Consider the following 22,695-nt stretch of genomic DNA (forward strand, 5'->3'; position numbering starts at 1 on the left):
GGCCCCCGCGCCCCGGAGGTGTGTTAAACAGGGCGTAATCAAAGGGGTACTTTGCAGCAGCTCAAGCTCGGAATCATGTCGCAGACCCGTAAAGAGAACGAGCACCGTCTGCCGATCCACCCAGCGCACTTCGCACGCATCGACGCCGACCTCCGGCCCAGCATCTATCTGCAGAGCGGTTACGGAGAGCACTTCGGTGTCCCCGACAGCTGGCTCGCACCGCTGGTCGCCGGTTTCCGCACACGCCAGGAGCTGATCGCGGAGTGTGACGTCATCCTGCTGGCCAAACCACTGCACGAGGATCTGGAGGAGCTGCGGGACGGGCAGGTGCTGTGGGGGTGGCCGCACTGCGTGCAGGACGAGAAGGTCACGCAGGCCGCCATCGACCGCGGGCTCACCTTGATCGCCTTCGAGGCGATGAACCACTGGACCCAGGAGGGTTCGTTCAACCTGCACGTCTTCCACAAGAACAACGAGCTGGCCGGCTACTCGTCGGTGCTGCACGCCATGCAGCTGACCGGTGCGACCGGTGACTACGGGCGCCGGCGGCGTGCGGTGGTGATCGGCTTCGGCGCCACCGCCCGCGGCGCGGTCACCGCGCTCAGCGCGCTGGGCGTGCACGACGTGGACGTGCTGACCGCCCGCGGCGTCACCGCCGTCAGCTCACCGATCCACTCGGCGCGGATCGTGCACTTCGACCACGACGTGGCCGACGACACCCTCGATCCACGGCGCAGCATCGCGCTCACCGAGGACGGCCCGGAGCCTCTGGCCGAGTTCCTCGCCCGGCACGACATCATCGTCAACTGCGTACTCCAGGACACCGCGGCGCCGCTGATGTTCCTGATAAAGGAGGACCTGCCGAAGCTCGCGCCCGGCACTCTCGTCATCGACGTCTCCTGCGACGAGGGCATGGGCTTCGCCTGGGCCCGGCCGACCACCTTCAACGACCCGATGTTCACCATCGGCGACCACGTCCACTACTACGGCGTGGACCACAGCCCGTCCTACCTGTGGGACGCGGCCACCTGGGAGAACAGCGAGGCGCTGATCCCGTTCCTGCGACCGGTCCTCGACGGACCGGCCGGCTGGGACGGTGACGTGACGATCCGCCGGGCGATCGAGATCCGCGGCGGCACCATCCAGAACCCCGCGGTCCTGGCCTTCCAGAACCGCGCCGAGCAGTACCCGCACGCCGTGCTCTGAGCCGGCGCCGCCCGGTCGACGGCGTACCCGCACCGGGTACGCAGTCGACCGGGCGCTCCCTCGGACCCGGTGACACCACCCCCAGGCGTCCGATCACCCCTGTCAGCCCGTGTGGACCTTCAAGGCCGTCCGGACGGCGGATTCGAGGGCGCCTTCGATCCAGGCGGGCTTGATGGACGTGTGGTCCCCCGCGAAATGCAGCGGCCCCTCGGATCCGGGGACGTCGGGGAACAGTTCCGTGTGCTGGCCGGGAAAGAGCACAGAAGCCTCACCATAGGCATAGTGGTCGCGCATCCACGACTGCGTCTTGCACTTGTTGGTGAAGAAGACCTCGCAGCGGCGGCCGAAGACAGCCTGCACTCCGGCGAGCGCGCGCAGATACCGTTCCTTGTCGGCGAAGGCATCCCATTTGAGGGCGTCGTCGGACCAGCTGTAGGAGGCGAGCATGATGCCTCCGTCGCTGCCCTCCACGGGGTGCGCGTGCTCGAAGTACATGAAGCGGTTGGCGTTGTCGCTCACGGTGCCGCCGCCACGGACATGAGCGGCATCCGGTTCGTTCCTCATGACGGGCCGGAAGACGCCGAAGCACTTCTTGAGTTCGCCGGGGATCGTCACCCCCAGGTCCTTCACGGACTTGTGCGCGCCGAGGTATTTGCCGTTCTTGACCCCGCCCGCCTTGTACTTCTCGTAGAGCTTGTCCTCAATGGAGTTCAGCGCCTCCTTCCACTGCGCCTCGGTGAACTCCCACCAGCGGTGGGAGAACTCCAACAGCACCTTGGTCGCGGCGTCGTAGTGCAGTTCCGTGATGGCCCGGCGCTTGCCGTAGGCGAGCGGAGGGTCGAAGGCCACGTGGCGCAGTCCGGAGAAGGGGACGGTGATGATCGCCTCGTCACCCTCGAAGACCTCCGTGACACCCCCGTCGCCGGTCTGGCAGTCCTCGGAAACGGTGTGCACCCTGACCTTGCCGCCGTGGTGTTCGATGCGTAAGGCGCGCCTGTCGAGCCGTACCTTCCCCTTCACCGGTGCGTACAGCGCGTCGGCGAGCAGCGCGGTGCCGCCCTTGATCTCCCAGAACTTGGTCTTGGGGTCGATCAGCGCGGCGGACAGGAAGCTGTGCGTGAAGGAGAGGTGCAGCCGCGAGGTCAGGTTCTGGATGGTGCCGATGAGGTCGATGGTCCTCGTGTCGAGTCCGGCGACTTCGGTGAGGTACCGGTACATGGACCAGTGGCCGTACTTCTTGAGCACCTCGGCCCATCCGTTGACGAGAGCCGTCCCCTTCTTGCCCCGGATGAGCTGGTGTGCGGGTTCGAGGGCCTGCGCGAGGATGGCAGCGGCGGTCTTCGTGCGGTGGGGGCCCGTGACACCGAAGGTGTCGTTGATCTTTTGGGGGTTCTTCTCGTAGTCAGCACGGCGCATATGGATGCCATTGACGTGGATCCAGGTGCGGTTGGCCTGCTTCGTCGGGTTCTCGACCTCCACGTCCACCAGGTAAAACTCCTGGAGCTTGAGGTCGAGCTTCTTGATCAGTGCCATGAGGAGCGGGTGGCTGTCGGGCAGCCGCATGGCCCCGGCTTCGGCGTACTGCTGGGGGTCGGCGAAGGGCTGCTCCCCCTTCTCGTGGCCGCCCTTGCGGAACGTCTTGATGCGGCCGCCGACACGGTTGCCGTTGGCCTCGATCACCACGACATCGTGGCCTGACCGCTTGAGCAGGTTGGCGGCGAGCAGACCGGCCGGTCCGGCCCCGACGATCAGGACCCGCTTCGTTGCCTTCGCCCCGCTGGCGGGCAAACCGTTCTCGATGGCCTTCACGTAGGCCGGGACCAGGGGTTTGTCGTGCTCGTCGTAGACGGCGATGGCGCGGGCGACCGTGGTGTACGCCTTGGGATCGACGCCGGGCAGCACCTCGGCCGGCGCCGTCGAGGGTGCGGCGGCAGGGCTCAACGCGGTCGCGGGCGTGACGGAGGCGGCGGTGAGCCCGGCAGCGAGCGCCGAGGCACCGGTCGCCATGACCACGGAGCGCCGTGAGGGCTGCGCGCCGTGCGACCGGGGCGAGGGGAGCGAGGCGCGTGAAGCATCCGGCGCGAGTCGCTCCTCGCTCGACGCGTCCGTGTTCTTCGTGCTCGGAGTGCTCAGCTCTGGAGTGCTCAGCTCTGGGGTGCTCATGTCTTGTGTACTCATCGGGCATCACACTTGGCATACGAACGGCGCAGAGCCAGTGCATTCACACGGACGAGGACGGTAAACCACTCGAACCGCTACACGCGGCATGGGGCACTGCACGTCAGGTGACCGGGTGGCGCGGGGCAAGGCCGGCACCTGGGGCCTGCAGCCTCGGCAGGCCAAGAGATCCTCCGCACGTACATTCGATTACCGGCATCCTTTCGGCCGCCGGCCGCAAGGCCTGAGCACAGCACAGAGACACCCCGCTGGAGGCGGCGGTGCTATCGCGGGGGGGCACAGACTTCCGCCGACCTTGACCGGAGTCGCGCGGAACAGCTGCGTGCGACACCACCAAAGCCGGCAAGCCGGACCAGGGCAGGCGGCCGACTCCGATCCGTCGGAGCGCTATGTCGTCTTTGCGTAGATATTCTGTGAAGTGTGATCGAGTCTGGACAGCCGCGGCTCCGTCGTCGCCACGGCCGGCGAAGGTTGGTGCGGCTGTCGCCGGTGATCCTGACCGTCGTCATCGCCGGCCTGGCATACGCCACTCCCCCGGACGTGGCCTTCAGCCGCCTCCTGCCCGCGGCGCCCGCCCTCGCCGCCGCCATGTGGCCGGTGCTCCCCACCGTCCTGCTGGGGACGGTCTGCCTCTTTCTGATGATCGGCCTCAGCATCGTGTTCCCCGGCCTGGGGACGTGGTGGACGGCTGCGGGGATCATCGCGGTCACCGTGGCGGCCGCGTACGGAAGTCATGTCCGACTCCAGCGGGAGCGGACCCTCTTTCAGGTGCGGCTCGTCGCCGAGGCGGCGCAGCAGGTCGTGCTGAGTCCGATGCCGCGCCGCTTCGGGAGCGTCGAGATCGAGTCGCTGTATCTCGCGGCCGCGGCGGAGGCCCGTATCGGCGGGGACTTCTACGAGGTGGTCGACACGCGATACGGGGTCAGACTGCTCATCGGTGACGTCCGGGGCAAGGGCTTGCCCGCAGTGGGGGCGGCCGCGGCGATCGTCAACTCCTTCCGGGAGGCGGCCTACGGCGAGGCCGACATGGTCAGCGTCGCGCGGCGGCTGGACGCCAGCAGCACCCGTTACAACGCCGCCTTTCCTCCCGACGGGCCGATGGAGCGCTTCGCCACCGCCCTGCTTGTCGAGATCCCGCACGGGGGCGGGCGAATCGGGATCCTCAACTGCGGACACCCGCCACCACTGCTCCTGAACGGCGGGGAACTCCGTGCCCTCGAACCCACCGCCCCCTCGCCGCTGCTCAACCTCGCGGAGCTGATCGGCGATCACTACACCATCGACACCTTCGACTTCGCCCCCGGCGACCTGCTCCTTCTCTATACCGACGGGGTCGCCGAGGCCCGCGCCCGCGACGGCCGGTTCTTCCCGCTGGCGGCCTGGATACGCCAACAGCCTCCGACGCCGCCCCACGAGCTGCTCACGGCTCTCCACCGCGACCTCCTCCGCTACAGCAGAGGACGCCTGGACGACGACATCGCCGCCCTCGCAGTGCGCCTGTGCGAACCCTCGGAGTAGGCCGGACCGGATCGCGGCCATGTGGCGCAGGCGGTCCGCGGCCGGCCGTCGGCCGCTCTCGTGCCCCGGGCGTCAGGCGCGGAGTCGTGCGGTGGTGCCGTGTCCGCCCGATCGAAGGGCCGGGCCGAGGGGAAGCCCGACGTAATTCTCGGCGAGTTCGGCGGCGGCGTGCGGTGAGGTGGTGATGCGCTCCAGCTGGGAGAGCTGCAGCCGGGTGTCGAAGGTGGACTGCGCCGGGTCGGCGTGCAGGGTGGTCGTCATGAAGTACGAGAAGTGCTCGGCCCGCCAGACGCGCCGCAGGCAGGTGTCGGAGTAGGTGTCCAGGAGCTGTGTGGACCCGGTCGCTGCGAGGTGGGCGAAGGCCTCGGCGAGGACGATGACGTCAGCGGCCGCGAGGTTGAGGCCCTTCGCGCCGGTGGGCGGGACGATATGGGCGGCATCGCCTGCCAGGAACACCCGGCCGTGGCGCATCGGCTCGGTGACGGAACTGCGCATCGGCAGAACGGACTTGGCGGTGATCGGGCCGCGTACCAGGGGCTGGTCGAGGCGAGCGTCAAGTTCGTCCCAGATCCGCGCGTCCGGCCATTCGGCCGGGTCGGTGCCGTTGGGCACCTGGAGGTAGAGGCGGCTGACGGTGGGCGAGCGCATGCTGGCAAGGGCGAATCCGCGTGCGGAGTGGGCGTAGATCAATTCCCCGTAGGCGGGCGCCGCATCGGCCAGGATGCCCAGCCAGGAGTACGGGTAGGTCCGCTCGTACGTGCGGCGCAGGACCTCGGGAACGGCGTGTCGAGCGACACCGTGGAAGCCGTCGCAGCCGACCACGTAGTCGCAGGTGAGGCTCTGCTCGCGGCCTTCATGGGCGAAACGGATCGTCGGGCGGTCGGTGTCCGCGCCCTCGACCGCGTGGACCTGGGCGTGGAAGAGGAGCGGGCCGCCTTCGGCGAGTTGGAGGGCGATCAAGTCCTTCACCACCTCGGTCTGGGCGTAGACCATCACGCTGCCGCCACCGGTCAGGGCGGGGAAGTCGATGCGGTGGGCGCGGCCGTCGAAGCGCAGTTCGATGCCGTGGTGGACCAGGCCTTCGCGGTCCATGCGCGCTCCCGCGCCGACGGAGCGCAGTACGTCGACGGTGGCCTGTTCGAGGATGCCGGCGCGCTGGCGCTGTTCGACGTACGAGCGGGCGCGGCTCTCCAGGACGACGCTGTCGATGCCGGCCTTGTGCAGGAGCCGGGCGAGCAGCAGGCCGGCGGGGCCGCCGCCGATGATGCCGACGGTAGTGTGCATCAGTTCTCTTCCTCACGGAGGGTGCGGTCAGCGACGGCGAAGGCCGCGTTGGCGGCGGGGACGCCGCAGTAGACAGCGGTCTGGAGCAGGACTTCGCCGATCTCGTCGGGGGTGAGGCCGTTGCGCAGAGCGGCGCGTACATGCATCGCGAGTTCCTCGTGGTGACCGCCGGCAACGAGGGCGGTGAGGGTGACGCAGCTGCGGGTCCGGCGGTCCAGCCCCGGCCGGGTCCAGATCTCACCCCAGGCGTAGCGGGTGATGAAGTCCTGGAAGGGGGCGGTGAATCGGGTGGTGCGGTCGGTGGCGCGGTCGACGTGGGCGTCGCCGAGGACGGCCCGGCGCACGGTCGCCCCGGTGCTGCCCGGGAGGTGGCCGAGGAGTGCGGCCGTGACGTGTTCCGGCTGTTCGACGCCGGCCAGGTGGGCTGCGCCGGCTATCTCCGTGAGAGCGGCTCCCGGGATGCCGTCGGCCAGTTCGCGGGCGTGGGCGAGCGGGGTGGCCCGGTCCTCCCGTCCGGCGATGACCAGGGTGGGCGCGGTGATGCGGTGCAGGTCGGCACGCAGGTCGAAGGCGGCAAGGGCGTCACAGCAGGCGGTGTAGGCGCCGGGGTCGGCGGCGCGCTGGTCCTCGACCAGGGCGGCGCCGCCGGTGAAGCCCGGGGTGAACCAGCGCCCGGCCGCGCTGGTGGCGAGCTGTTCGGTGCCCTCCTTCCGGACCAGTGCCGCGCGTTCGTGCCAGGCGCGGGGTTCGCCGAAGTGCGCGGAGGAGCAGACCAGGGCGAGGGAGCCGACCCGCTCGGGGTGGTGGACGGCGAGCCAGCTGCCGATGGCGCCGCCGAGCGAGATGCCCGCGTAGGCGAAGCGGTCGATGCTGAGGTAGTCGGCAAGGTTGAGTACCAAGCGGCCGAGGTCGGCGATGGTGGCGCCGGCGGCGGGGATCAGCGATGCGGGTGCGCTCCCATGGCCGGGCAGGTCCCAGCGGATGACCCGGTGGTGCCGTGCGAGCGCCGGCACTTGGGGCTCCCAGACGGCGAGTGAGGTGCCGAGCGAGGGCCCCAGGATGAGCGGCGGAGCCCAGGCCGCTCCGTCGACGCGGGGGTGTGGCCCGGGGCTGTTCATGGTGCCTCCCTGAGGGCACGGTCCACCAGAGCGCCGGCGGAGCCCAGGTAGCTGGTCGGGTCGGTCAGGTGACGCAGGCGTTCCTTGGGCAGGAGGCCGGCGAGCGACGGTTCGTTGTCCAGGGCCGCTTCGAGGTCGAGGCCCTCCTCGGCGGCGCGGCGGGCGGCCCTGGACAGGGCCTGTTTGGCCTTGCCACGGCCGATCAGGGGGCTGAGGGCCGCGGCAAGGTGCTCGGTGACGATCAGCCCGTCGGTCCGGTCGAGGTTCTCTCCCATGCGGTGGGGGTGGACGCGCAACTGGGCGGTCAGCTCGGCGGCGTCGCGGGCGGCGCCGCCGACCAGCCGGAGGGCCTCGCGCAGCGTCTGCCATTCGGCATGCCAGGCGCCGGCCGGGCGCTCGTCCTCGGCGCCCAGGGCACCGAAGAGTACGGAGGCCAGCGCGGGGACCTGCCGGGCGGCGGCCGCGATGAGGGTGGCGCGGACCGGGTTGGCCTTGTGCGGCATGGCGGAGGAGACACCGCCGCTCCCTTCGCCGAGTTCACCGATCTCGGTGCGGGAGAGGGTGAGCACGTCGGCGGCCAGCTTGCCCAACGCGCCGGCGGTGAAGGCCAGAGCGGCGCCGAGGTCGGCGATGGGCGTGCGCAGAGTGTGCCAGGGGAGGGCGGGCTCGGCGAGGCCGGTCTGCCGGGCGTAAGCGGCGAGCAGACGCAGCCCGAGTGCCGGGTCGGCGGCGGCGCCGTCGGCCTCGGCGAAGGCGTGGAAGGCCGCCAGTGTTCCGGCCGCTCCGCCGAGTTGGGCGGGTAGGCCGCGCAGGGAGTCGTCCAGTCGGTTGCGGGCGTCCATGACCAAGGCCAGCCAGCCGGCTGCTTTGAGGCCGAAAGTGGTCGGCACGGCATGCTGGGTGAGGGTCCGTCCCGCCATCACCGTGTCCCGGTGCGCGCGGGCCAGGCCGGCCAGCGTCCGGGCGGTGCGCTCCAGGTCGGCGAGGGTCAGGTCCAGGGCCCTGGCGGCAACCAGCATCATCGCGGTGTCGAGGATGTCCTGGCTGGTGGCGCCCCGGTGGACGTACGGGGCGGCCTCGGGGCCGACAGCCGCCGTCAGGTCGGCGACCAGCGGGACGACGGGGTTGCCGGCGGAGCGGGCGCGCCGCGCCAGACTGCGCAGGTCGTGGTCGGTGACGGCTTCGGCCACGGCCGTAGCGGCGGTGGCGGGTGCCAGGCCGAGTTCGGCCTGGGCCCGGGTGAGGGCGGCCTCGGCGTCCACCATGGCCCGCAGGAAGGCGGCGTCGCCGGTGGCTGCGGCCACCGCGGAGCCGGCCCAGACCGGCGAGAGCATCCCGACGTCGTCGGGCCTCTGGTCGTGGTCGGTCACCTGCTCAGTCGAAGACAAGGAACGCCGTCTCCTTCTCCCCCTGCAGATGGATGTCGAACCGGCGCACCCGCTCCCCCTCGGGGCGCGCTTCGAGCGTGCCGAGCCGTGCCGGATCCAGGGCTCTGACCAGGGGGTCTGCCGGGAACAGCGGGTGGTCGGTCAAGTAGGCCCGCGTGTAGAGATGGTGGAGCAGACCACGGGCGAAGACGCACACCGACAGGTAGGGCACTCCGCCGGGTGGGAGGGTGCGCAGCGCGTAGTGGCCGTCGGCGTCGGTGGCGACCCGTCCGAAGCCGGTGAAATCGACACCGTTGCGGCCCAGGAAGCCACCGGTGACCGGGTCGCGGCGCAGTGAACCGGGACATCCGGTCCGCGAGCCCGCGGGGCTCGGCTGCCAGAACTCCAGCAGCGCGTCGGGGACCGGCTCTCCGGCACCGTCGTGAACCTGCCCGTGCAGGGTGAGCGCCTCGGGATGCCCCGCGGGCGCGAGGTCACCGCCGCCGGGGAACGGCAGGGCGTAGCCGTAGAACGGGCCGACCGTCTGCGAGGGAGTGGGAAGCGTCATCGGCCTTCTCCGGTCCAGGTGGCGGCGGGGCCGTCGAGGACGATGTCCCAGCGGTAGCCGAGCGACCATGCGGGAGTGGACAGGTCGTGGTGGTACGTGGCGACGAGGCGCTGCCGGGCGGCGTCGTCGGTGACGGACTGCAGGATCGGGTCGTGGGCCAGGAGCGGGTCGCCGGGGAAGTACATCTGGGTGACCAGGCGTTGGCTGAACGCGGTGCCGAAGAGCGAGAAGTGGATGTGTGCGGGCCGCCAGGCGTTCAGGTGGTTGCCCCACGGGTACGCACCGGGCTTGACGGTGGTGAAGGCGTACTGCCCCTGGTCGTCCGTCAGGCAGCGGCCGGCGCCGGTGAAGTGGGGGTCCAGCGGGGCCGGGTGCTGATCGCGCTGGTGGGCGTAGCGGCCGGAGGCGTTGGCCTGCCAGATCTCCACCAGCTGGCCGCGCACCGGCCGGCCGTCGCGGTCGAGGACACGGCCGGTGACGGTGATCCGCTCGCCGAGCGGCTCACCGTGGTGCTGACGGGTCAGGTCCGAGTCCAGCTCGGTGACGTCGGTGACACCGAAGACCGGCCCGCTCAGCTCCACCGCCTCCGGGTCCGCCACGACGGTCATCGGCAGCTGGGGGTGGCGCAGCACGCTGCTGCGATAGGGGGCGTAGCCGCGGTCCGGGTGGTGCCGCACCGCGTCCGACGCGGCATACGCCTGCCGTTGGGCCGCGATCTCGCGGCTGACGTCCGCTTGGGTGAGCGTCATGGGTGTTCTACCTTTCCAGGACGAGGGCGGCCCCCTGGCCGACGCCGATGCAGAGCGCGGCCAGTCCGGTGCCGGAGCCCGCAGCGGCGAGCTGGTGGGCGACGGCTCCTGCGATGCGGGCGCCGGAGGCACCAAGGGGGTGGCCGAGAGCGAGGGCGCCACCGCGCGGGTTGACGACGGCGGGGTCGAGCTCGGGCCAGTGGTGGAGACAGCCGAGCGCCTGGGCGGCGAAAGCCTCGTTCAGTTCGAAGGTGGTCAGCTCGTCGAAGGTACGGGCCGCCTTCGCCAGCGCCCGGCCGGTGGCCTCGACCGGGCCGAGACCGAAGTACTGCGGTGCGATGCCGCTGACGGCCGAGGCGCTGATCCGGGCGAGCGGCTCGCGGCCGGTGGCCGTCAGGCCCGCCTCGTCGACGATCAGCAGCGCGGCCGCCCCGTCGTTGAGCGGGGACGCGTTGCCGGCGGTCACCGTACCGTCCTTGCGGAAGACCGGCCTGAGCTTGGCGAGTGCCTCCAGGGCGGCGTTGTCGCGGACGGTCTCATCGCCCCTCAGGCCGGTGCCGCCGACCGGGACGACCTCCGCGTCGTACGCACCGGCCGCCCAGGCCCTCGCGGCCTTGTGGTGGCTGGCCAGCGCGAAGACGTCCTGGGCCTCGCGGGTGATCGCGTGCTTCTCGGCGATCAGCTCGGCGCCCTCACCGAGCGCGACCGTCCACGCCTCGTCGAGGCGGGGGTTGACCATCCGCCAGCCGATGGTGGTGGAGTACAGCTCCTGGTGCCCGGCCGGGAAGGCCCGTTCGGGCTTGGGCAGCACCCAGGGCGCACGGCTCATCGACTCGACGCCGCCCGCAACCGCGATCGAGGCGTCCCCTACCGCGACCGCCCGGTAGGCCTGGATGACGGCTTCCAGTCCCGATCCGCACAGTCGGTTGACGGTCGTCCCGGGGACGGTGACCGGCAGCCCGGCGAGGAGGACGGCCATCCGGGCGACGTCGCGGTTCTCCTCTCCCGCACCGTTGGCGTTGCCGAGGAACACGTCGTCGATCCGCGCCGGGTCGAGCTGTGGTGTGCGGTCGGCCAGCGCCTTGAGCACGTGGGCGGCCAGGTCATCCGGGCGGACGGCGGCGAGGGCGCCGCCGTACTTGCCGATGGGGGTGCGGACGGCATCGACGATGTAGACGTCGCGCATGAGGGCTCCAGAAGGGGTGGGCACCACCCGACGGGCCGGCAGTTGTTCCGGGGGCCGGGCCGTTCGGGCAGGTGAGGGTGGGACGGTGGGTCAGTGGACGGCGACCAGCAGGCGCGCCGCCGTACGCGCGGCCACCTCGTCGGCCGTGACGGCGGGCGCGGTCTCGATCAGGACCGGCCCGTCCCGGGTGATGTCGAGGACGCCGAGGTCGGTGATGATCCGGTCGACACAGGACGTGCCGGTGAGCGGCAGCGAGCACTCCTCGACGATCTTCGGGGAGCCGTCCTTCGCGGTGTGTTCCATGAGCACGATGACCTTGCGGGCGCCGTGGGCCAGGTCCATCGCCCCGCCCATGCCCCGGACCATCTTGCCGGGAATCATCCAGTTGGCCAGGTCGCCGCCGGCGGACACCTGCATCGCGCCGAGGATCGCTGCGTCGATGTGGCCGCCGCGGATCATGCCGAAGGAGAGCGCGGAGTCGAAGAAGCTGGCGCCCGGGTGGACGGTGACCGTCTCCTTGCCCGCATTGATCAGGTCCGGGTCGACCTCGCTCTCCGTCGGGTACGGGCCGACACCCAGGACGCCGTTCTCGGAGTGGAGCACCACGTCCACCCCCTCGGGGAGGAAGTTCGGCACCAGCGTGGGCAGTCCGATCCCGAGGTTGACGTAGCTTCCGTCCCGCAACTCCGCTGCGGCACGGGCCGCCATCTCGTCCCTGTTCCAGGCCATCAGCTTCGCACCGTCCTCTTCTCGATCTGCTTGTCGCCGGCCTGGTCGGCGGTGAGCGGCACGACCCGCTGCACGAAGACGCCCGGCAGGTGGATCTCGTCGGGCGTCAGCACGCCCGGCTCGACCAGTTCCTCGACCTCGGCGATCGTGATCCGTCCGGCCATCGCCGCGAGCGGGTTGAAGTTCCGCGCGGAGCTGTGGAAGACGAGGTTGCCGTGCCGGTCGCCCCTGGCCGCGCGGACGAGGGCGAAGTCCGTGCTGATTCCGCGCTCCAGGACGCAGGAGAGGCCGTCGAACTCCCGGACCTCCTTCGCCGGCGAGGCGAGTGCCACGCTGCCGTCGGTGCCGTAGCGCCAGGGCAGGCCACCGTCGGCGACCTGGGTGCCCACGCCGGCCGGTGTGAAGAAGGCCGGGATGCCGCAGCCGCCGGCCCGCAGCCGCTCGGCGAGCGTGCCCTGCGGGATCAGCTCCACCTCCAGCTCGCCGCCCAGGTACTGGCGGGCGAACTCCTTGTTCTCGCCGACGTAGCTGCCCGTTACCCGGGCGATCCGGCCGGCGGCGAGCAACCGGCCGAGCCCGGCCCCGTCGACGCCGCAGTTGTTCGACACCACGCTCAGGCGTCCGGCGCCCTGGGTGAAGAGCGCCTGGATGAGCACGTTCGGCACGCCGCTGAGGCCGAAGCCGCCTACGGCCAGTGTCGATCCATCGGTGATATCGAGGACCGCTTCGGCAGCGGTCTGCTTGACCTTGTCCATGGAGAAGTCCTTGCCGTCCACGGCTGTTCGCAAAGTGAACTAAAGTTCGTTGCTGATGGGCTCAGAGTGTGCGCCCGCCGGCCCCGCCTGTCAACGGTCGCTCGCATCTCGCCTGGACTCCTGCGCCGGAACCGCGCGGGATTCAAGGAACGCCGTGGTAATGTCCCGCCCCACCAAACCCACGGGTCCGGAGCAGGTCACATGAGCGCCGGTCCGCTGAAGCGCCCGCGAACGGGACACCCGGTGTCGCGGTGGGGTTCGTCCAGCCCTTCGCAGTGCGGCTGAGCCCGATCCCTGCCGGCGACCAGCAGCCCACTCATCGGCAGACGGGGCGACCTGTGCACCTTGAGGTCATTGAGTCATTCCTGGCCGTAGCCAAGTACCGGAGCATCTCCAAAGCAGCCGCCGGCCTCTACGTCACCCAGCCGACCATGAGCCAGCGGCTGCGGCGGCTTGAGGAGAGTCTTGGCTTCGCCCTCTTCGAACGGGCCTGGACCGGCGTCAGGCTGACGCAGCAGGGTGCCTACTTCCTGCCTTATGCCGCCCAGCTCATGCGGGACCTCACGAATGCCTCGGCGGTGCTCGGCAAGCACGACAGGCCCAGGCCCCGCAGCTTCGCGGAGGTGGCGGACCACCCCCACAAGGCCATGTTCGGTGTCGACAACTGGCTTTCCGGGAGGGCCGTGGGCGCCGTGGTGAACGCTGCCCTCCACACCTACCGGCTGGACGACTTCCGGGTGACCAACCGTCCGGCTGCCACCCTGATCGACCTGCTCGAACTGAACCAGCTCGACGCGGGGTTGTTCTACTCGACGTGCAGGGACTATCCGATCGACATCGAGACCGTCGGTACCGAGGAGCTGGTCCTGGTACATCCGCGGGGCACCGCCCTGGAGGAGATCAGTGCCCCGGCGCTGAAGGAACTGCTCGCCCGCTACCGGTTCATCCTGTTCGACAACCCGGTGCTGACCCATCATGCGCGCATCACGACTGCGCTCATCGACACCTACGAGATCTCGCGTTTCCACGTCGTCGACGATTTCCGGACCGTGCAGGCGCTCATCGGGCTGGGCGAGTGCGTCACGGTGCTGCCGGCCGGTGTCGTCCGCGACCAGCGGGAGGGGCGGGATACAGAACTCTCCTCGACCCGGATGCCCGGGGTCCTTCCGGAGATCAGCCTGACCGTGGGCTTCAGTGATGCCGGCCGGGAGCATGGCGTGACCGGAGCGTTCGCCCGGTCGGTGGCCCGGTTCCTCGCCGGAGAGGGGACCGAGGACGCCCGCTCCCCGGAGGGTGCCGAGGACGGTGCGGAGACGGAAGAGGGCTGAGCCCCGGGATGTGAGTCCACAAGGGCCCGGACCTTCGCTTCTGCCCTTTTCTGCTCTGCGTGCGGACGCGCCACAAAGGAAACACTCCCCCATCGGCGAACCCGAACGTGAAGACCCATGGCGCCGAGGACGGTATAGAAAAACGCTATGTCTTGGGTAACGCGTTCCGTGGTTAAGATCTGCGCCTAATAGGCAGGCCGGGAATCCGGCCGGCCGCATGCGAAATACAAAGGGAGCCCACCCCTTGAATGCGATGTGGCGCGTGAATCCGCAGAAAGCGGCACTGCTGGTCATAGACATGCAGAATGATTTCGTGCTGGCAGGTCATCCCATGGAGGTGCCCATGGCACGCCGGCGGATACCTCGCATGCAAGAAGTCATCGGCGAGTGCCGGACGGCCGGGGTACCGGTGATCTATACCGAGCACATTCTGCTGGACACCTTCAACGTGTCCCCCCTCGAATCCACCTACAACCCGGCGCTGCTGGTGGCAGGCATGCGCAAAGGCAGCTTCGGTTCCCAGGTCATCGACGACCTGAAGCCCCGGCCCGGCGACACCGTCGTCCAAAAGCACCGCTACGACGCCTTCCACAACACGCAACTGGAGACCGTACTGGCGACCGTCTCCGGATCGCGCCAGGTGGACACCGTGATCATCATCGGGACCCTCACGGAGGTCTGCTGCGATTCCACCGCGCGTGGCGCCTATATGCGTGACTACAAGGTTGCCTTTGTCGGCGACGCCACCGGCGCCTTGAGCGACGAGGCACAGACGGCCACGGAAAAGAACATCGGCACATTCTTCGGCAGGGCGCTCTCGACCGGGGAACTGGTCGCCGAGATCCGCGAAGGCCGGAAAGGACAAGAGGAATGAAACCAAGAGAGTACGACATCCGCTACGAGCGCTCGGCGGTACTCCTGCTGGCCCTCGGCTTCGGCCTTGTGGGACTGGACCGCTGGATCATCAGCCCACTGTTTCCGTCGATGATGAAGGATCTGGGGCTCAACTACCAGGACCTCGGCAACATCGTCGGCGCCCTCGGGATGGCCTGGGGAATTGCGGCCCTGGTGATGGGAGGGATCTCCGACCGGCTGGGACGCCGCAGGGTCCTGGTCGGGTCGCTCGTCTTCTTCTCGGTCTGTTCACTGCTGACCGGCTTCGCCACCGGGCTGTTCAGCCTGCTCCTCATCCGGGTCATCATGGGCATCACGGAGGGAGCGTTCACCCCGACGGCGATAACCGCCACGGCTGAGGCGTCACGGCCGCACCGCCGCGGCCTGAACATGGGCATACAGCAGAGCACCTTCGCCCTGTTCGGTATCGGGCTGGGCCCGATCATCGCCACCCAGCTGCTACTGGTCGTGCCCAGCTGGCACTGGATCTTCGGGCTCCTGCTGATTCCGGGGCTGGTGCTGGCCTACTTCATCTTCCGGACGATCAGGGAGACGGACCAGCTGCCGGCCTTTGAGTCCGCCGTCCCGGCCGGGCCCCCGGCGACGTCTTCGCCGCCCGCATCCGACACGTCCGCCGGGCCCACGGCCCCGGAGGCGGTCCGATGGCTGGACGTCTTCCGGTACCGCAACATCCGGCTGGCCATCCTCGGCCTGTGCGGGGCGATGACCTGCATCTTCGTACTCAGCGCCATGGTGCCGAGCTACCTCGTCGACCACCTGGGCATCGGCACGTCCGCGATGGGCGTCATCGCGTCCGGCATCGGGTTCGGGGCCTTCGCCGGACAGCTCGTCGTCCCGGGGCTGTCCGACAAGTTCGGCCGCAAGCCCGTGGCGGTCGTCGCCCTGCTGATGGCGATGTGCATGCTGACCGCCTTTGTCCTCCAGGGCCCGGTGGTACCGGTGCTGTTCGTGCTGCTCTTCTTCGTCGCCTTCGGGGCGATGGGCTGCCTGGGGCTGCTGGCCGGGACCGTGGCGGTGGAGTCCGTCCCCCCGCGCCTGATGGCCGCCGCCGCGGGCACCGTGATCGGCGTCGCGGAGATATTCGGCGGCGGTGTGGCCCCGTCCCTCTCGGGCTTCCTCGCCCAGAACTACGGCATCGAGTACGTGCTTTACCTGGCCCTGGCCGGGCTGCTGCTCTGCGTGACGGCGACATCCTTCCTCACGGAGACAGCACCCACGAGGGCCGCCGCCCCGGAAGCGGACGGCGTCGGCGTCCCCGCAGGGCGGTAGGCGTCAGCGAGGCGGTCCCCGCCCGCAGGGGCGCGGGCCGGCCGCAGCGGCAGCACCGGTGACCACATGGTTCACCGGTGCGGCAGCTGCGGCCGGCCACCCCAGCGGCCGGAAGTCAGGGACACCGCACGGGAGATGGGGGACACCGCACGGGAGATGAGGAGCAGATACGGGAGCGAAGACCGGGACGGCGGAACTCCGCCGGCCGCGCACGGGAACCCGGCGGAGTCCACTCAGGCAGCAGGCCGTTGTCCCACCGTGCCGCGATCGGCCTGCCCCAGTGCCTCACATCCCGCCGGTTGGGGGTCGGCAGCGATCTCGAACCAGACGGTCTTGCCGGTCCCGGTCGGATGGGCGCCCCACACGGTGGCGAGCGCGTCGACGAGCAACAGGCCACGGCCTGACTCGCCCTGAGCGTCCGACGGGGCAGGACCGGGGAGCTGCGGGTGGGTGTCAACGACCTCGACCCGCACACCGGACGTGGTTGCCGACACCCGGACCACGCTCGCGGCTCCGGTGTGCTCCATGGCATTGGCCACGACCTCTCCCGCGCACAACTCCACGTCGCCCAGCGAAGCCTCGCTCAGCACCCCCCAGCTACGGGCGGCCTGCACGACGAGCTTCCGGGCACGGTGCATACATCCAAGATCGGCCGGAACCCGGAGCACCGTCTCTCCACTACGGTCGATGACACCACCGACGACGGTGGGGTGGTCCGGGAGAGTGGGGGAGCAAGCGGCCGGTGCCGCAGAGACGCCTTGACGCGGTGCTGCCGTCTTCACAGTCATGGAGCTCACGCTTTCGCGGTTTCCGGCTTGGGTTCGGGGCGCGGGGTCGCCCTTCCTGCCAGGGACGCTAGGGTCGCCCGGCAGCAGATCTTGGACGGCCGTGCACCACGCTTTGGCCGAAAACGAACGTTCTCCCCCGTGGATGCCGTGCGCAACGCAGTGACTCCACTCGGAGACGTTGCCGTGCATGGCCGGTGGAATACGATGTAGGAGCCATGAGCGACGTGTGGTCGACAAACGCGTTGCCAGTGGGAGAGCAGCTCGCCTTCTGGCACAACCTGGTCTGTGACACTTTCGTCCGGCTCGACGTGGCGACGCCCGGCACCGGCCCGTTCGCCGGGTCCCTGACCAGCCACCAGGTGGGCAATCTGCGGATCGCCACGGTCGACGCGGATCCCCACTGCGTGACCCGGAGGCCCCGCCTCATCACGTCCGGTGAGGAATTCACGCACATAGGGTTGCTGTGCAAGGGCCAAGCCGTGGTCGAACAGGACGGACGGCAGGCCTCGCTGCACCCGGGGGATCTTGCCTTCTACGACACCGCCCGCCCCTTCTTGCTCGGTTTCCGCGAGCCGGTGGAGTGGAAGGTCTTCATGCTGCCCCGCCGGCTGCTCAGCATTCCCGAAGCGGATCTGCGCAGGATGAGCGCCGAGACGGTTCGCGGCGACGAGGGGCTGGGACAGCTCGTCATTCCGTTCCTCGCCGGCCTCGCTGAGCAGACCGGCCCGTACGGAGAGGAGAGCAGCACGCGGCTGGCCGCCAGCGCCGTGTGTCTGCTGGAGACTCTGATCGCCGAGCGGAGCGGGAGGCAGGGGCTCACCGCGGAGGCCGACCAGTTGTCGCTCTCGCCGCGGATCCGCACCTACATCAACGAGCGCCTCCCCGACCCCGGCCTCTCCCCGGAGTCGATCGCCCGTGCTCACCACATTTCGGTGCGCTACCTGCACAAGCTCTTCCAGCGCGAGGGGACCACCGTGCACCGGTGGATCCAGCAACGCCGACTGGAGGAGGCCCGGCGCGAACTGAGCAGGCAGGGGCGCGCACCCGTCACGATCGCTTTCGTGGCCCACCGCTGGGGATTTGCCGATCCCGCCCACTTCAGCCGCTCGTTCCGCGCGGCGTACGGCATGACTCCGCGCGAATGCCGGGAATTCGGCAGGACCGGCGAGTAGGGCCGAAGCCGGGCCCGGCACAGGACACCACGGCCGCGGCACCGCGCGGAGTGCCGGCCCCGCAACCACCCGGACCTGCTGTGCGCCACCCCCGACCGGATCCGGCGCTGCGCGCACGAGGCGCGCATCCTGCGCTTCTTCGGCACCTCACGGAACGGCACCCGCCGCCGGCCATCGGCGGCAGAGTCGCCGCCGATGGCCGGCAGAGCGGCCTTGCGCTCCGGCGACATCTCCTGTCTCATGGAAAGTACGTTCGTTATCCATGAGAGTGAGGGTATGTGTCTCACGCACAGGCATCACCGTTGTCCGTTCGCCTGATAGGCGGGCCGACCGTTCTGATCGACGTCGCAGGTCTGCGCTTTCTCACCGATCCGACCTTCGACCCGCCCCGCACTTTTGAACATGACGGCGTCATCGCGGTCACCAAGATCAAGGGGCCCGCGGTCTCGCCCGAGGAACTGGGCCCGGTCGACGTGGTCCTGCTCTCCCACGATCAGCACCCCGACAATCTGGATGAATCCGGCCGGGCCTATCTGTCGGGGGTTCCTCAGGTACTCACCACGAAGGGCGGTGCCGAACGGCTGGCGGACGGCGCACAGGGCCTGCAGCCCTGGGACACCACCACCGTCTCGAACGTCCACGGCGAATCCGTGCGGATCACCGCGGTACCGGCGCAGCACGGGCCGGGCCCCGACGCCGAAAAAGTGAACGGCACCGTCATCGGATTCCTGCTGGGTGCGCCGGACGGACGCAGCATCTACATCAGCGGTGACAACGCCTCCGTCGACGTCGTACGCCAGATCGTGCAGCGCACCGGACAGCCCGATGTGGCCATCCTGTTCGTGGGCGGCGCGAGCCTGCCGTTCAAGTTCGACGGTGGATTCGTCACGCTCGATGCGCCCCGCGCCGCCGAGGCCGCGGGCCTCCTGGGCGCGAACGCTGTCGTTCCGGTCCATCTCAATGGGTGGAGCCATTACACCGACAGCGAATCCGATGTGGCCCAGGCCTTCGCCGCGGCCGGCCGCAGCGATCAGCTGCACGTGCTGCTGCCTGGGCAGACCCTCGCATGGTGAGCCGGCGATTACGCTGGCAACCATGGTGAAGTACGACCCGGCGCCCGGCGAAGAACGTTCCGTCGCCGTCGCCTTGGCGAACACTCTGCGCCGCGGACCGACGGGCGAAGTCGACCACCTCGCCCCTGCGCACAGCGTGGAAGGCTGGGTCGCCGGGCACCGGCTCGCGACCCAGCCGCTCCGGTTCAGCGATCACGACGTCGGCCGCCTCACCGAGCTGCGTGCAGCAGTGCGCGCACTGTTCACCGCGGCCATCGAGGAGAGCGCGCCCGACAGTGCCGCGCTCGGCACCGTCAATGGGGCAGCGGCCGGGGCGCCCGGCTCAGCGCAACTTCGGTGGCACCCCCCTTCCCTCCGGAGCGAGTGGAAAACCACGGCGCCCCACACCGTCGACGCCGTTCTCGCCTGCATCGCCTCCGATGCCATCGACGTCCTCTGCGGCCCCCGGGGCACCTCGCTTCGGCAATGTGCGGCGCACGGTTGCATACGGTTCTTCCTCCGCGAACACGCCCGCCGCCAGTGGTGCTCCACCATGTGCGGAGACCGCGTGCGCGCCGCGCGGCACTACCAGCGGCGTCGCGATCAAACATGACAGGTGACGGTGGCCCACCTGCCGAGCCGGCGTCCTTGCCGACGGCCCACACAGCGAGCAACACGCAAACCCCTGACGGCCTTTCGGCACCGGGTCCGCCCGGCGAGGCAATCGGCATCGACCCCGTTTGCCAGGCCTCAACGGCGAGCCGGATCGGCTCGGTACGGCAGGTGCTGGCCCCCGCCCGGAAGTGTCCCCTCGGCAATCCTCAATTCGGCCGCGCCGGATCCATCTGCTGACCGTTGCTTCTCCACCTGGAGGAGACAGTAACCGGCCCGTTGGACGGCTCTGCCCCGGCCGGTCCATGCGGCGCTCACGGCCAAGTCGCCGTGCGCTGTCGGACAAAACGGGGGTCTCGCCCGCTCCTAGCCTCCAGCCACACGACCAACGGCTTGAGAAGGAGACGACATGCCAAGGACCGGCCCCGGCCACACTCCCCGTGTCCCCGCTTACGCCGCCCGTTTCCCGGAGGGCACCGAGGCGTTCGTGTTCGTCCAGTACGCCTGCCAGGCGCCGTCGGCCGAGGAAGCCGCGCAGGGCGCCGCCGTACTCGCGGGACATTTCGCGGGGCAGCACCGGCCGGACGTGCTGGACCGCGGATCGTTCCTCGACACCGCCGGGTTGCACAACGTGGTGTGGCTGGCGTACTGGTACGACCCGCAGGCGTACAGCAAGTGGCAGGAGTCCGCCCCCGTCCGCTCGGCCTGGAGCGGACTGCCCGACCAGGGACCGGTGGGCCATTGGCGCGAGGCATGCGTCATCCCGCTCGAACGCAACGAGATCTTGCACAGTCACCACTGCGACGACTACGCGACCAGCGGCGTGTGCCAGCACCACGCGGTCCAGATGCACGAGACCCCGGTGCACGACTACTGGGGTGCCGCCCGTGACCGTATCCCCGCGTCGGCCACCGAGGCACTGGAGCCGGAACTGCCGGTTTTCGAACCGAGCGCCCCTGGGGAGGGGGAGACCCGCGGCCGGCGCATCACTGTGGAGGTGCCCGGGAACGTCACGCTGATCCGTACCGCCCAGGACTGGTCCGCCAGCACCCTGTACCGCGAGAAGTACCTGGCCGACGTCAGGCCGGTCAAAGACCGGGGCGTCGACTTCCTCGCCACGAACCCCGATTCCGGCTGCATCGCGGCCCGTAACCTCGTCGAGGAGTCGGCCGACGGTACGCCCCTTGACCGCGCCTGCACCCTCGCCTGGTTCGCCTCGCTGGAGCACCTCATGACCTGGTGCCGCTCACACCGCACCCACCTGGAGATCTACGCCAGCTTCTACCGGATGGCCGGCGGCGCGGAGGGGCCGCTGGACGTCGCCTTCTGGCACGAGGTCTCGGTGCTGCCGAGCGGGTCGGTCACCGCCGACTACATCAACTGCCACCCGAGGACCGGCTTCCTGCCACTCCCCGACCGTCAGCGCAGCGTATCCGGCACCTTCTGACGGAGGTCGGCGCCGTGCACGCAACGAGGGGAACACCAGGGTCGAGTACGCGGTGGAGGCGTAGGCGGCATGCGCCGCGGCGTATCCAGCGAATGTTCAGCAGCCCCCACGAGACGGGCTCTCCGATCAGGCGCGGACCGGCCGCGGCCATCCCTCTCCCCCGCCCCGTCCCCATCTCCACCCGTCACGCCTCACCCCCGATCTAACCACTCAAGGACGCATGATCGGTTGACGCCCCCGCAATCTAACCCCTAACATCTATTTCAGCAGTTAGGTCGCGACACTGTCGAGGCATTCCTGGCCTCTCCTGCAACGGCGATTCCCCCCACGCCACTCCCCCCGACTTCCCGGAGGCTTACGCATGACCGCCATCGTCCTCGTCCACGGCCTGTGGGCCGACGGCTCCGCCTGGAGCGAGACCCTCACCGCACTGCGCGCTCTGGGCCACGAGCCGGTCGCCGCCCAACTCCCCGTGGACTCACTGGAAGGCGACATCGCGGCCGTACGCCGCGTACTGTCCACCGTCGACGGACCGGTGCTGCTGGTGGGCTGGTCCTACGGCGGCGCGGTGATCACCAACGCGGCCACCGGCCAGGACCACGTCAAGGCCCTGGCCTACATCGCCGCATTCACCCCCGACGAGGGGGAGTCGGTCCGGGACTTCGTGCAGCGCCACCCCGGCAGCGCACTCCCCGAGCACCTCAAGGTCACCGACGACGGGTACTCGTACATCGACCGGCCCGCGTACGGGACGGTCGTGGCCGCGGACGCCCCCGCCGAACGCATCGCGCTCGCCGCGGCCGTCCAGAAGTTCCCGCGCCTGGGCATCGACGCCGCCCCGTCCGGCACCCCGGCCTGGCGCGAGAAGCCCTCGCACTACCTGGTTGCCACACAGGACCGCGCACTGCCCGCCGCCACCCAGCGCGAAATGGCCGACCGCATAGGCGCACAGACCACCGAATGGGACACCGGCCACGGCCCCATGTACGCCCACCCCCAGGACCTGGCCAACTACCTGCACACCATCGCCAAGAGCCTGTGACACCCGCCTTTCCAGCGCATCCCCTACTGGAACAGGCAGCCCTGCAGCCGGGTTCGGCGAGGCGGTAGCCGTCACGCCCGTACGGCGCATACTGCGCCCGTGCTGCACGCTGCATCGACGCAGCGTGCAGCACGGGCGCGTGGCCTTTTCGTCCACCCCGGAGTGCGCCCATCAGGACCTGGGCAAGCAACTCGGTGTCCAGCCCGGGGCGTTCTTGGGCGAGCAGCCCGCTGATACAGCCGTGCTCGATCCGCGCCCACTGCGCATCAGCCAACGGCTCACACAGACCAACAACCAGCTGCTTCGGACGAAAGTCACCTAGATGAATGAGTCCGATGTTCTCAGTGGTCGTAGGCGGTCAGGGATCGTTTGGCTGGGGCTCCGGTGGTCCAGTTGTGCCAGATGGCGGTTG

General features: G+C 69.7%; 21 protein-coding genes. 11 read left to right on the top strand and 10 right to left on the bottom strand.

Going from position 1 to position 22,695, the window contains the following annotated elements; all coding sequences use genetic code 11:
• Positions 1-51 precede the first annotated feature (51 nt).
• The gene (locus AB0C46_RS30345; RefSeq protein WP_362831698.1) at positions 52-1,206 is read left to right on the top strand and encodes a N(5)-(carboxyethyl)ornithine synthase; all 1,155 of its coding nucleotides are present in this window, start codon (positions 52-54) and stop codon (positions 1,204-1,206) included.
• Positions 1,207-1,308: 102 nt separating this feature from the next.
• Here the strand turns inward: AB0C46_RS30345 and AB0C46_RS30350 are convergent, their stop codons facing one another.
• A complete protein-coding gene (locus tag AB0C46_RS30350) occupies positions 1,309-3,213 on the bottom strand; it encodes an FAD-dependent oxidoreductase (protein WP_362831735.1) in 1,905 nt (634 codons plus the stop codon).
• 591 nt (positions 3,214-3,804) lie between these two features.
• On the opposite strand from AB0C46_RS30350, the gene AB0C46_RS30355 reads away from it, so the two are divergent.
• Positions 3,805-4,902: a PP2C family protein-serine/threonine phosphatase gene (locus AB0C46_RS30355; protein WP_362831700.1), complete on the top strand. Its 1,098-nt coding sequence runs from the start codon at positions 3,805-3,807 to the stop codon at positions 4,900-4,902.
• 72 nt (positions 4,903-4,974) lie between these two features.
• On the opposite strand, the gene AB0C46_RS30360 is transcribed toward AB0C46_RS30355, so the two are convergent.
• The 8 genes from AB0C46_RS30360 to AB0C46_RS30395 all read right to left on the bottom strand — a co-directional run bounded on the left by AB0C46_RS30360 (position 4,975) and on the right by AB0C46_RS30395 (position 12,658).
• Positions 4,975-6,186: a 4-hydroxybenzoate 3-monooxygenase gene (locus AB0C46_RS30360; RefSeq protein WP_362831701.1), complete on the bottom strand. Its 1,212-nt coding sequence runs from the start codon at positions 6,184-6,186 to the stop codon at positions 4,975-4,977.
• The gene (pcaD, locus tag AB0C46_RS30365) at positions 6,186-7,304 is read right to left on the bottom strand and encodes a 3-oxoadipate enol-lactonase (RefSeq protein WP_362831702.1); all 1,119 of its coding nucleotides are present in this window, start codon (positions 7,302-7,304) and stop codon (positions 6,186-6,188) included. Before pcaD ends, AB0C46_RS30360 begins: the two co-directional genes overlap by 1 nt.
• Positions 7,301-8,638, bottom strand: a complete 1,338-nt coding sequence (gene pcaB / locus AB0C46_RS30370; protein ID WP_362831736.1) for a 3-carboxy-cis,cis-muconate cycloisomerase — start codon at positions 8,636-8,638, stop codon at positions 7,301-7,303. The genes pcaD and pcaB overlap by 4 nt, the downstream gene beginning before the upstream one ends.
• Positions 8,639-8,678: 40 nt before the next feature.
• On the bottom strand, positions 8,679-9,239 hold the full coding sequence (pcaG, locus tag AB0C46_RS30375; RefSeq protein WP_362831703.1) for a protocatechuate 3,4-dioxygenase subunit alpha: 561 nt from the start codon (positions 9,237-9,239) through the stop codon (positions 8,679-8,681).
• Positions 9,236-9,988 carry a protocatechuate 3,4-dioxygenase subunit beta gene (gene pcaH, locus AB0C46_RS30380; protein ID WP_362831705.1) on the bottom strand — a complete coding sequence of 251 codons (753 nt, stop codon included), beginning with the start codon at positions 9,986-9,988 and terminating at the stop codon, positions 9,236-9,238. The genes pcaG and pcaH overlap by 4 nt, the downstream gene beginning before the upstream one ends.
• 7 nt (positions 9,989-9,995) lie before the next feature.
• Positions 9,996-11,174 (bottom strand): acetyl-CoA C-acyltransferase, encoded by a 1,179-nt coding sequence (locus tag AB0C46_RS30385; RefSeq protein WP_362831706.1) that lies wholly within the window; start codon positions 11,172-11,174, stop codon positions 9,996-9,998.
• Between the two features lie 90 nt (positions 11,175-11,264).
• Positions 11,265-11,903 carry a CoA transferase subunit B gene (locus tag AB0C46_RS30390; protein ID WP_362831708.1) on the bottom strand — a complete coding sequence of 213 codons (639 nt, stop codon included), beginning with the start codon at positions 11,901-11,903 and terminating at the stop codon, positions 11,265-11,267.
• A complete protein-coding gene (locus AB0C46_RS30395) occupies positions 11,903-12,658 on the bottom strand; it encodes a CoA transferase subunit A (RefSeq protein WP_362831709.1) in 756 nt (251 codons plus the stop codon). The genes AB0C46_RS30390 and AB0C46_RS30395 overlap by 1 nt, the downstream gene beginning before the upstream one ends.
• 338 nt (positions 12,659-12,996) lie before the next feature.
• Between AB0C46_RS30395 and AB0C46_RS30400 the strand changes: the two genes are divergently transcribed.
• The 3 genes from AB0C46_RS30400 (at position 12,997) to AB0C46_RS30410 (ending at position 16,170) form a co-directional block, all read left to right on the top strand.
• A complete protein-coding gene (locus AB0C46_RS30400; protein WP_362831710.1) occupies positions 12,997-13,986 on the top strand; it encodes a LysR family transcriptional regulator in 990 nt (329 codons plus the stop codon).
• Between the two features lie 253 nt (positions 13,987-14,239).
• A complete protein-coding gene (locus tag AB0C46_RS30405) occupies positions 14,240-14,860 on the top strand; it encodes an isochorismatase family cysteine hydrolase (RefSeq protein WP_362831738.1) in 621 nt (206 codons plus the stop codon).
• Positions 14,857-16,170: an MFS transporter gene (locus tag AB0C46_RS30410; RefSeq protein ID WP_362831711.1), complete on the top strand. Its 1,314-nt coding sequence runs from the start codon at positions 14,857-14,859 to the stop codon at positions 16,168-16,170. The genes AB0C46_RS30405 and AB0C46_RS30410 overlap by 4 nt, the downstream gene beginning before the upstream one ends.
• Before the next feature lie 233 nt (positions 16,171-16,403).
• Here the strand turns inward: AB0C46_RS30410 and AB0C46_RS30415 are convergent, their stop codons facing one another.
• Positions 16,404-17,147 (bottom strand): ATP-binding protein, encoded by a 744-nt coding sequence (locus AB0C46_RS30415; RefSeq protein ID WP_362831712.1) that lies wholly within the window; start codon positions 17,145-17,147, stop codon positions 16,404-16,406.
• 26 nt (positions 17,148-17,173) lie between these two features.
• On the opposite strand from AB0C46_RS30415, the gene AB0C46_RS30420 reads away from it, so the two are divergent.
• From AB0C46_RS30420 to AB0C46_RS30445, 6 genes are all read left to right on the top strand, one after another.
• Entirely contained in the window at positions 17,174-18,130 is a 957-nt protein-coding gene (locus AB0C46_RS30420) for a helix-turn-helix domain-containing protein (protein WP_362831713.1), read from the top strand.
• A gap of 302 nt (positions 18,131-18,432) precedes the next feature.
• Positions 18,433-19,203 carry an MBL fold metallo-hydrolase gene (locus AB0C46_RS30425; protein ID WP_362831715.1) on the top strand — a complete coding sequence of 257 codons (771 nt, stop codon included), beginning with the start codon at positions 18,433-18,435 and terminating at the stop codon, positions 19,201-19,203.
• Between the two features lie 22 nt (positions 19,204-19,225).
• Positions 19,226-19,795, top strand: coding sequence for a CGNR zinc finger domain-containing protein (locus AB0C46_RS30430; RefSeq protein WP_362831716.1), 570 nt, complete (start codon positions 19,226-19,228; stop codon positions 19,793-19,795).
• A gap of 408 nt (positions 19,796-20,203) precedes the next feature.
• The gene (locus tag AB0C46_RS30435; RefSeq protein ID WP_362831717.1) at positions 20,204-21,241 is read left to right on the top strand and encodes a phenylacetaldoxime dehydratase family protein; all 1,038 of its coding nucleotides are present in this window, start codon (positions 20,204-20,206) and stop codon (positions 21,239-21,241) included.
• Positions 21,242-21,602: 361 nt separating this feature from the next.
• On the top strand, positions 21,603-22,283 hold the full coding sequence (locus AB0C46_RS30440; RefSeq protein WP_362831718.1) for an alpha/beta hydrolase: 681 nt from the start codon (positions 21,603-21,605) through the stop codon (positions 22,281-22,283).
• A 139-nt stretch (positions 22,284-22,422) separates the two neighbouring features.
• Entirely contained in the window at positions 22,423-22,605 is a 183-nt protein-coding gene (locus AB0C46_RS30445) for a hypothetical protein (RefSeq protein ID WP_362831719.1), read from the top strand.
• The last annotated feature ends 90 nt before the right edge of the window (positions 22,606-22,695 follow it).

The sequence above is a fragment of the Streptomyces sp. NPDC048637 genome, from assembly GCF_040650675.1.
Classification (GTDB): domain Bacteria; phylum Actinomycetota; class Actinomycetes; order Streptomycetales; family Streptomycetaceae; genus Streptomyces.

What these genes read in the sequence shown, in the direction of transcription:
- pcaD (WP_362831702.1), bottom strand. Translation starts at nt 7,304, where the DNA reads ATGAACAGCCCCGGGCCACACCCCCGCGTCGACGGAGCGGCCTGGGCT.
- AB0C46_RS30395 (WP_362831709.1), bottom strand. Translation starts at nt 12,658, where the DNA reads ATGGACAAGGTCAAGCAGACCGCTGCCGAAGCGGTCCTCGATATCACC.
- AB0C46_RS30350 (WP_362831735.1), bottom strand. Translation starts at nt 3,213, where the DNA reads ATGGCGACCGGTGCCTCGGCGCTCGCTGCCGGGCTCACCGCCGCCTCC.
- AB0C46_RS30440 (WP_362831718.1), top strand. Translation starts at nt 21,603, where the DNA reads ATGACCGCCATCGTCCTCGTCCACGGCCTGTGGGCCGACGGCTCCGCC.
- AB0C46_RS30405 (WP_362831738.1), top strand. Translation starts at nt 14,240, where the DNA reads ATGTGGCGCGTGAATCCGCAGAAAGCGGCACTGCTGGTCATAGACATG.
- AB0C46_RS30410 (WP_362831711.1), top strand. Translation starts at nt 14,857, where the DNA reads ATGAAACCAAGAGAGTACGACATCCGCTACGAGCGCTCGGCGGTACTC.
- AB0C46_RS30430 (WP_362831716.1), top strand. Translation starts at nt 19,226, where the DNA reads ATGGTGAAGTACGACCCGGCGCCCGGCGAAGAACGTTCCGTCGCCGTC.
- AB0C46_RS30420 (WP_362831713.1), top strand. Translation starts at nt 17,174, where the DNA reads ATGAGCGACGTGTGGTCGACAAACGCGTTGCCAGTGGGAGAGCAGCTC.
- AB0C46_RS30390 (WP_362831708.1), bottom strand. Translation starts at nt 11,903, where the DNA reads ATGGCCTGGAACAGGGACGAGATGGCGGCCCGTGCCGCAGCGGAGTTG.
- pcaB (WP_362831736.1), bottom strand. Translation starts at nt 8,638, where the DNA reads ATGCTCTCGCCGGTCTGGGCCGGCTCCGCGGTGGCCGCAGCCACCGGC.
- AB0C46_RS30360 (WP_362831701.1), bottom strand. Translation starts at nt 6,186, where the DNA reads ATGCACACTACCGTCGGCATCATCGGCGGCGGCCCCGCCGGCCTGCTG.
- AB0C46_RS30385 (WP_362831706.1), bottom strand. Translation starts at nt 11,174, where the DNA reads ATGCGCGACGTCTACATCGTCGATGCCGTCCGCACCCCCATCGGCAAG.
- pcaH (WP_362831705.1), bottom strand. Translation starts at nt 9,988, where the DNA reads ATGACGCTCACCCAAGCGGACGTCAGCCGCGAGATCGCGGCCCAACGG.
- AB0C46_RS30435 (WP_362831717.1), top strand. Translation starts at nt 20,204, where the DNA reads ATGCCAAGGACCGGCCCCGGCCACACTCCCCGTGTCCCCGCTTACGCC.
- pcaG (WP_362831703.1), bottom strand. Translation starts at nt 9,239, where the DNA reads ATGACGCTTCCCACTCCCTCGCAGACGGTCGGCCCGTTCTACGGCTAC.
- AB0C46_RS30415 (WP_362831712.1), bottom strand. Translation starts at nt 17,147, where the DNA reads ATGCACGGCAACGTCTCCGAGTGGAGTCACTGCGTTGCGCACGGCATC.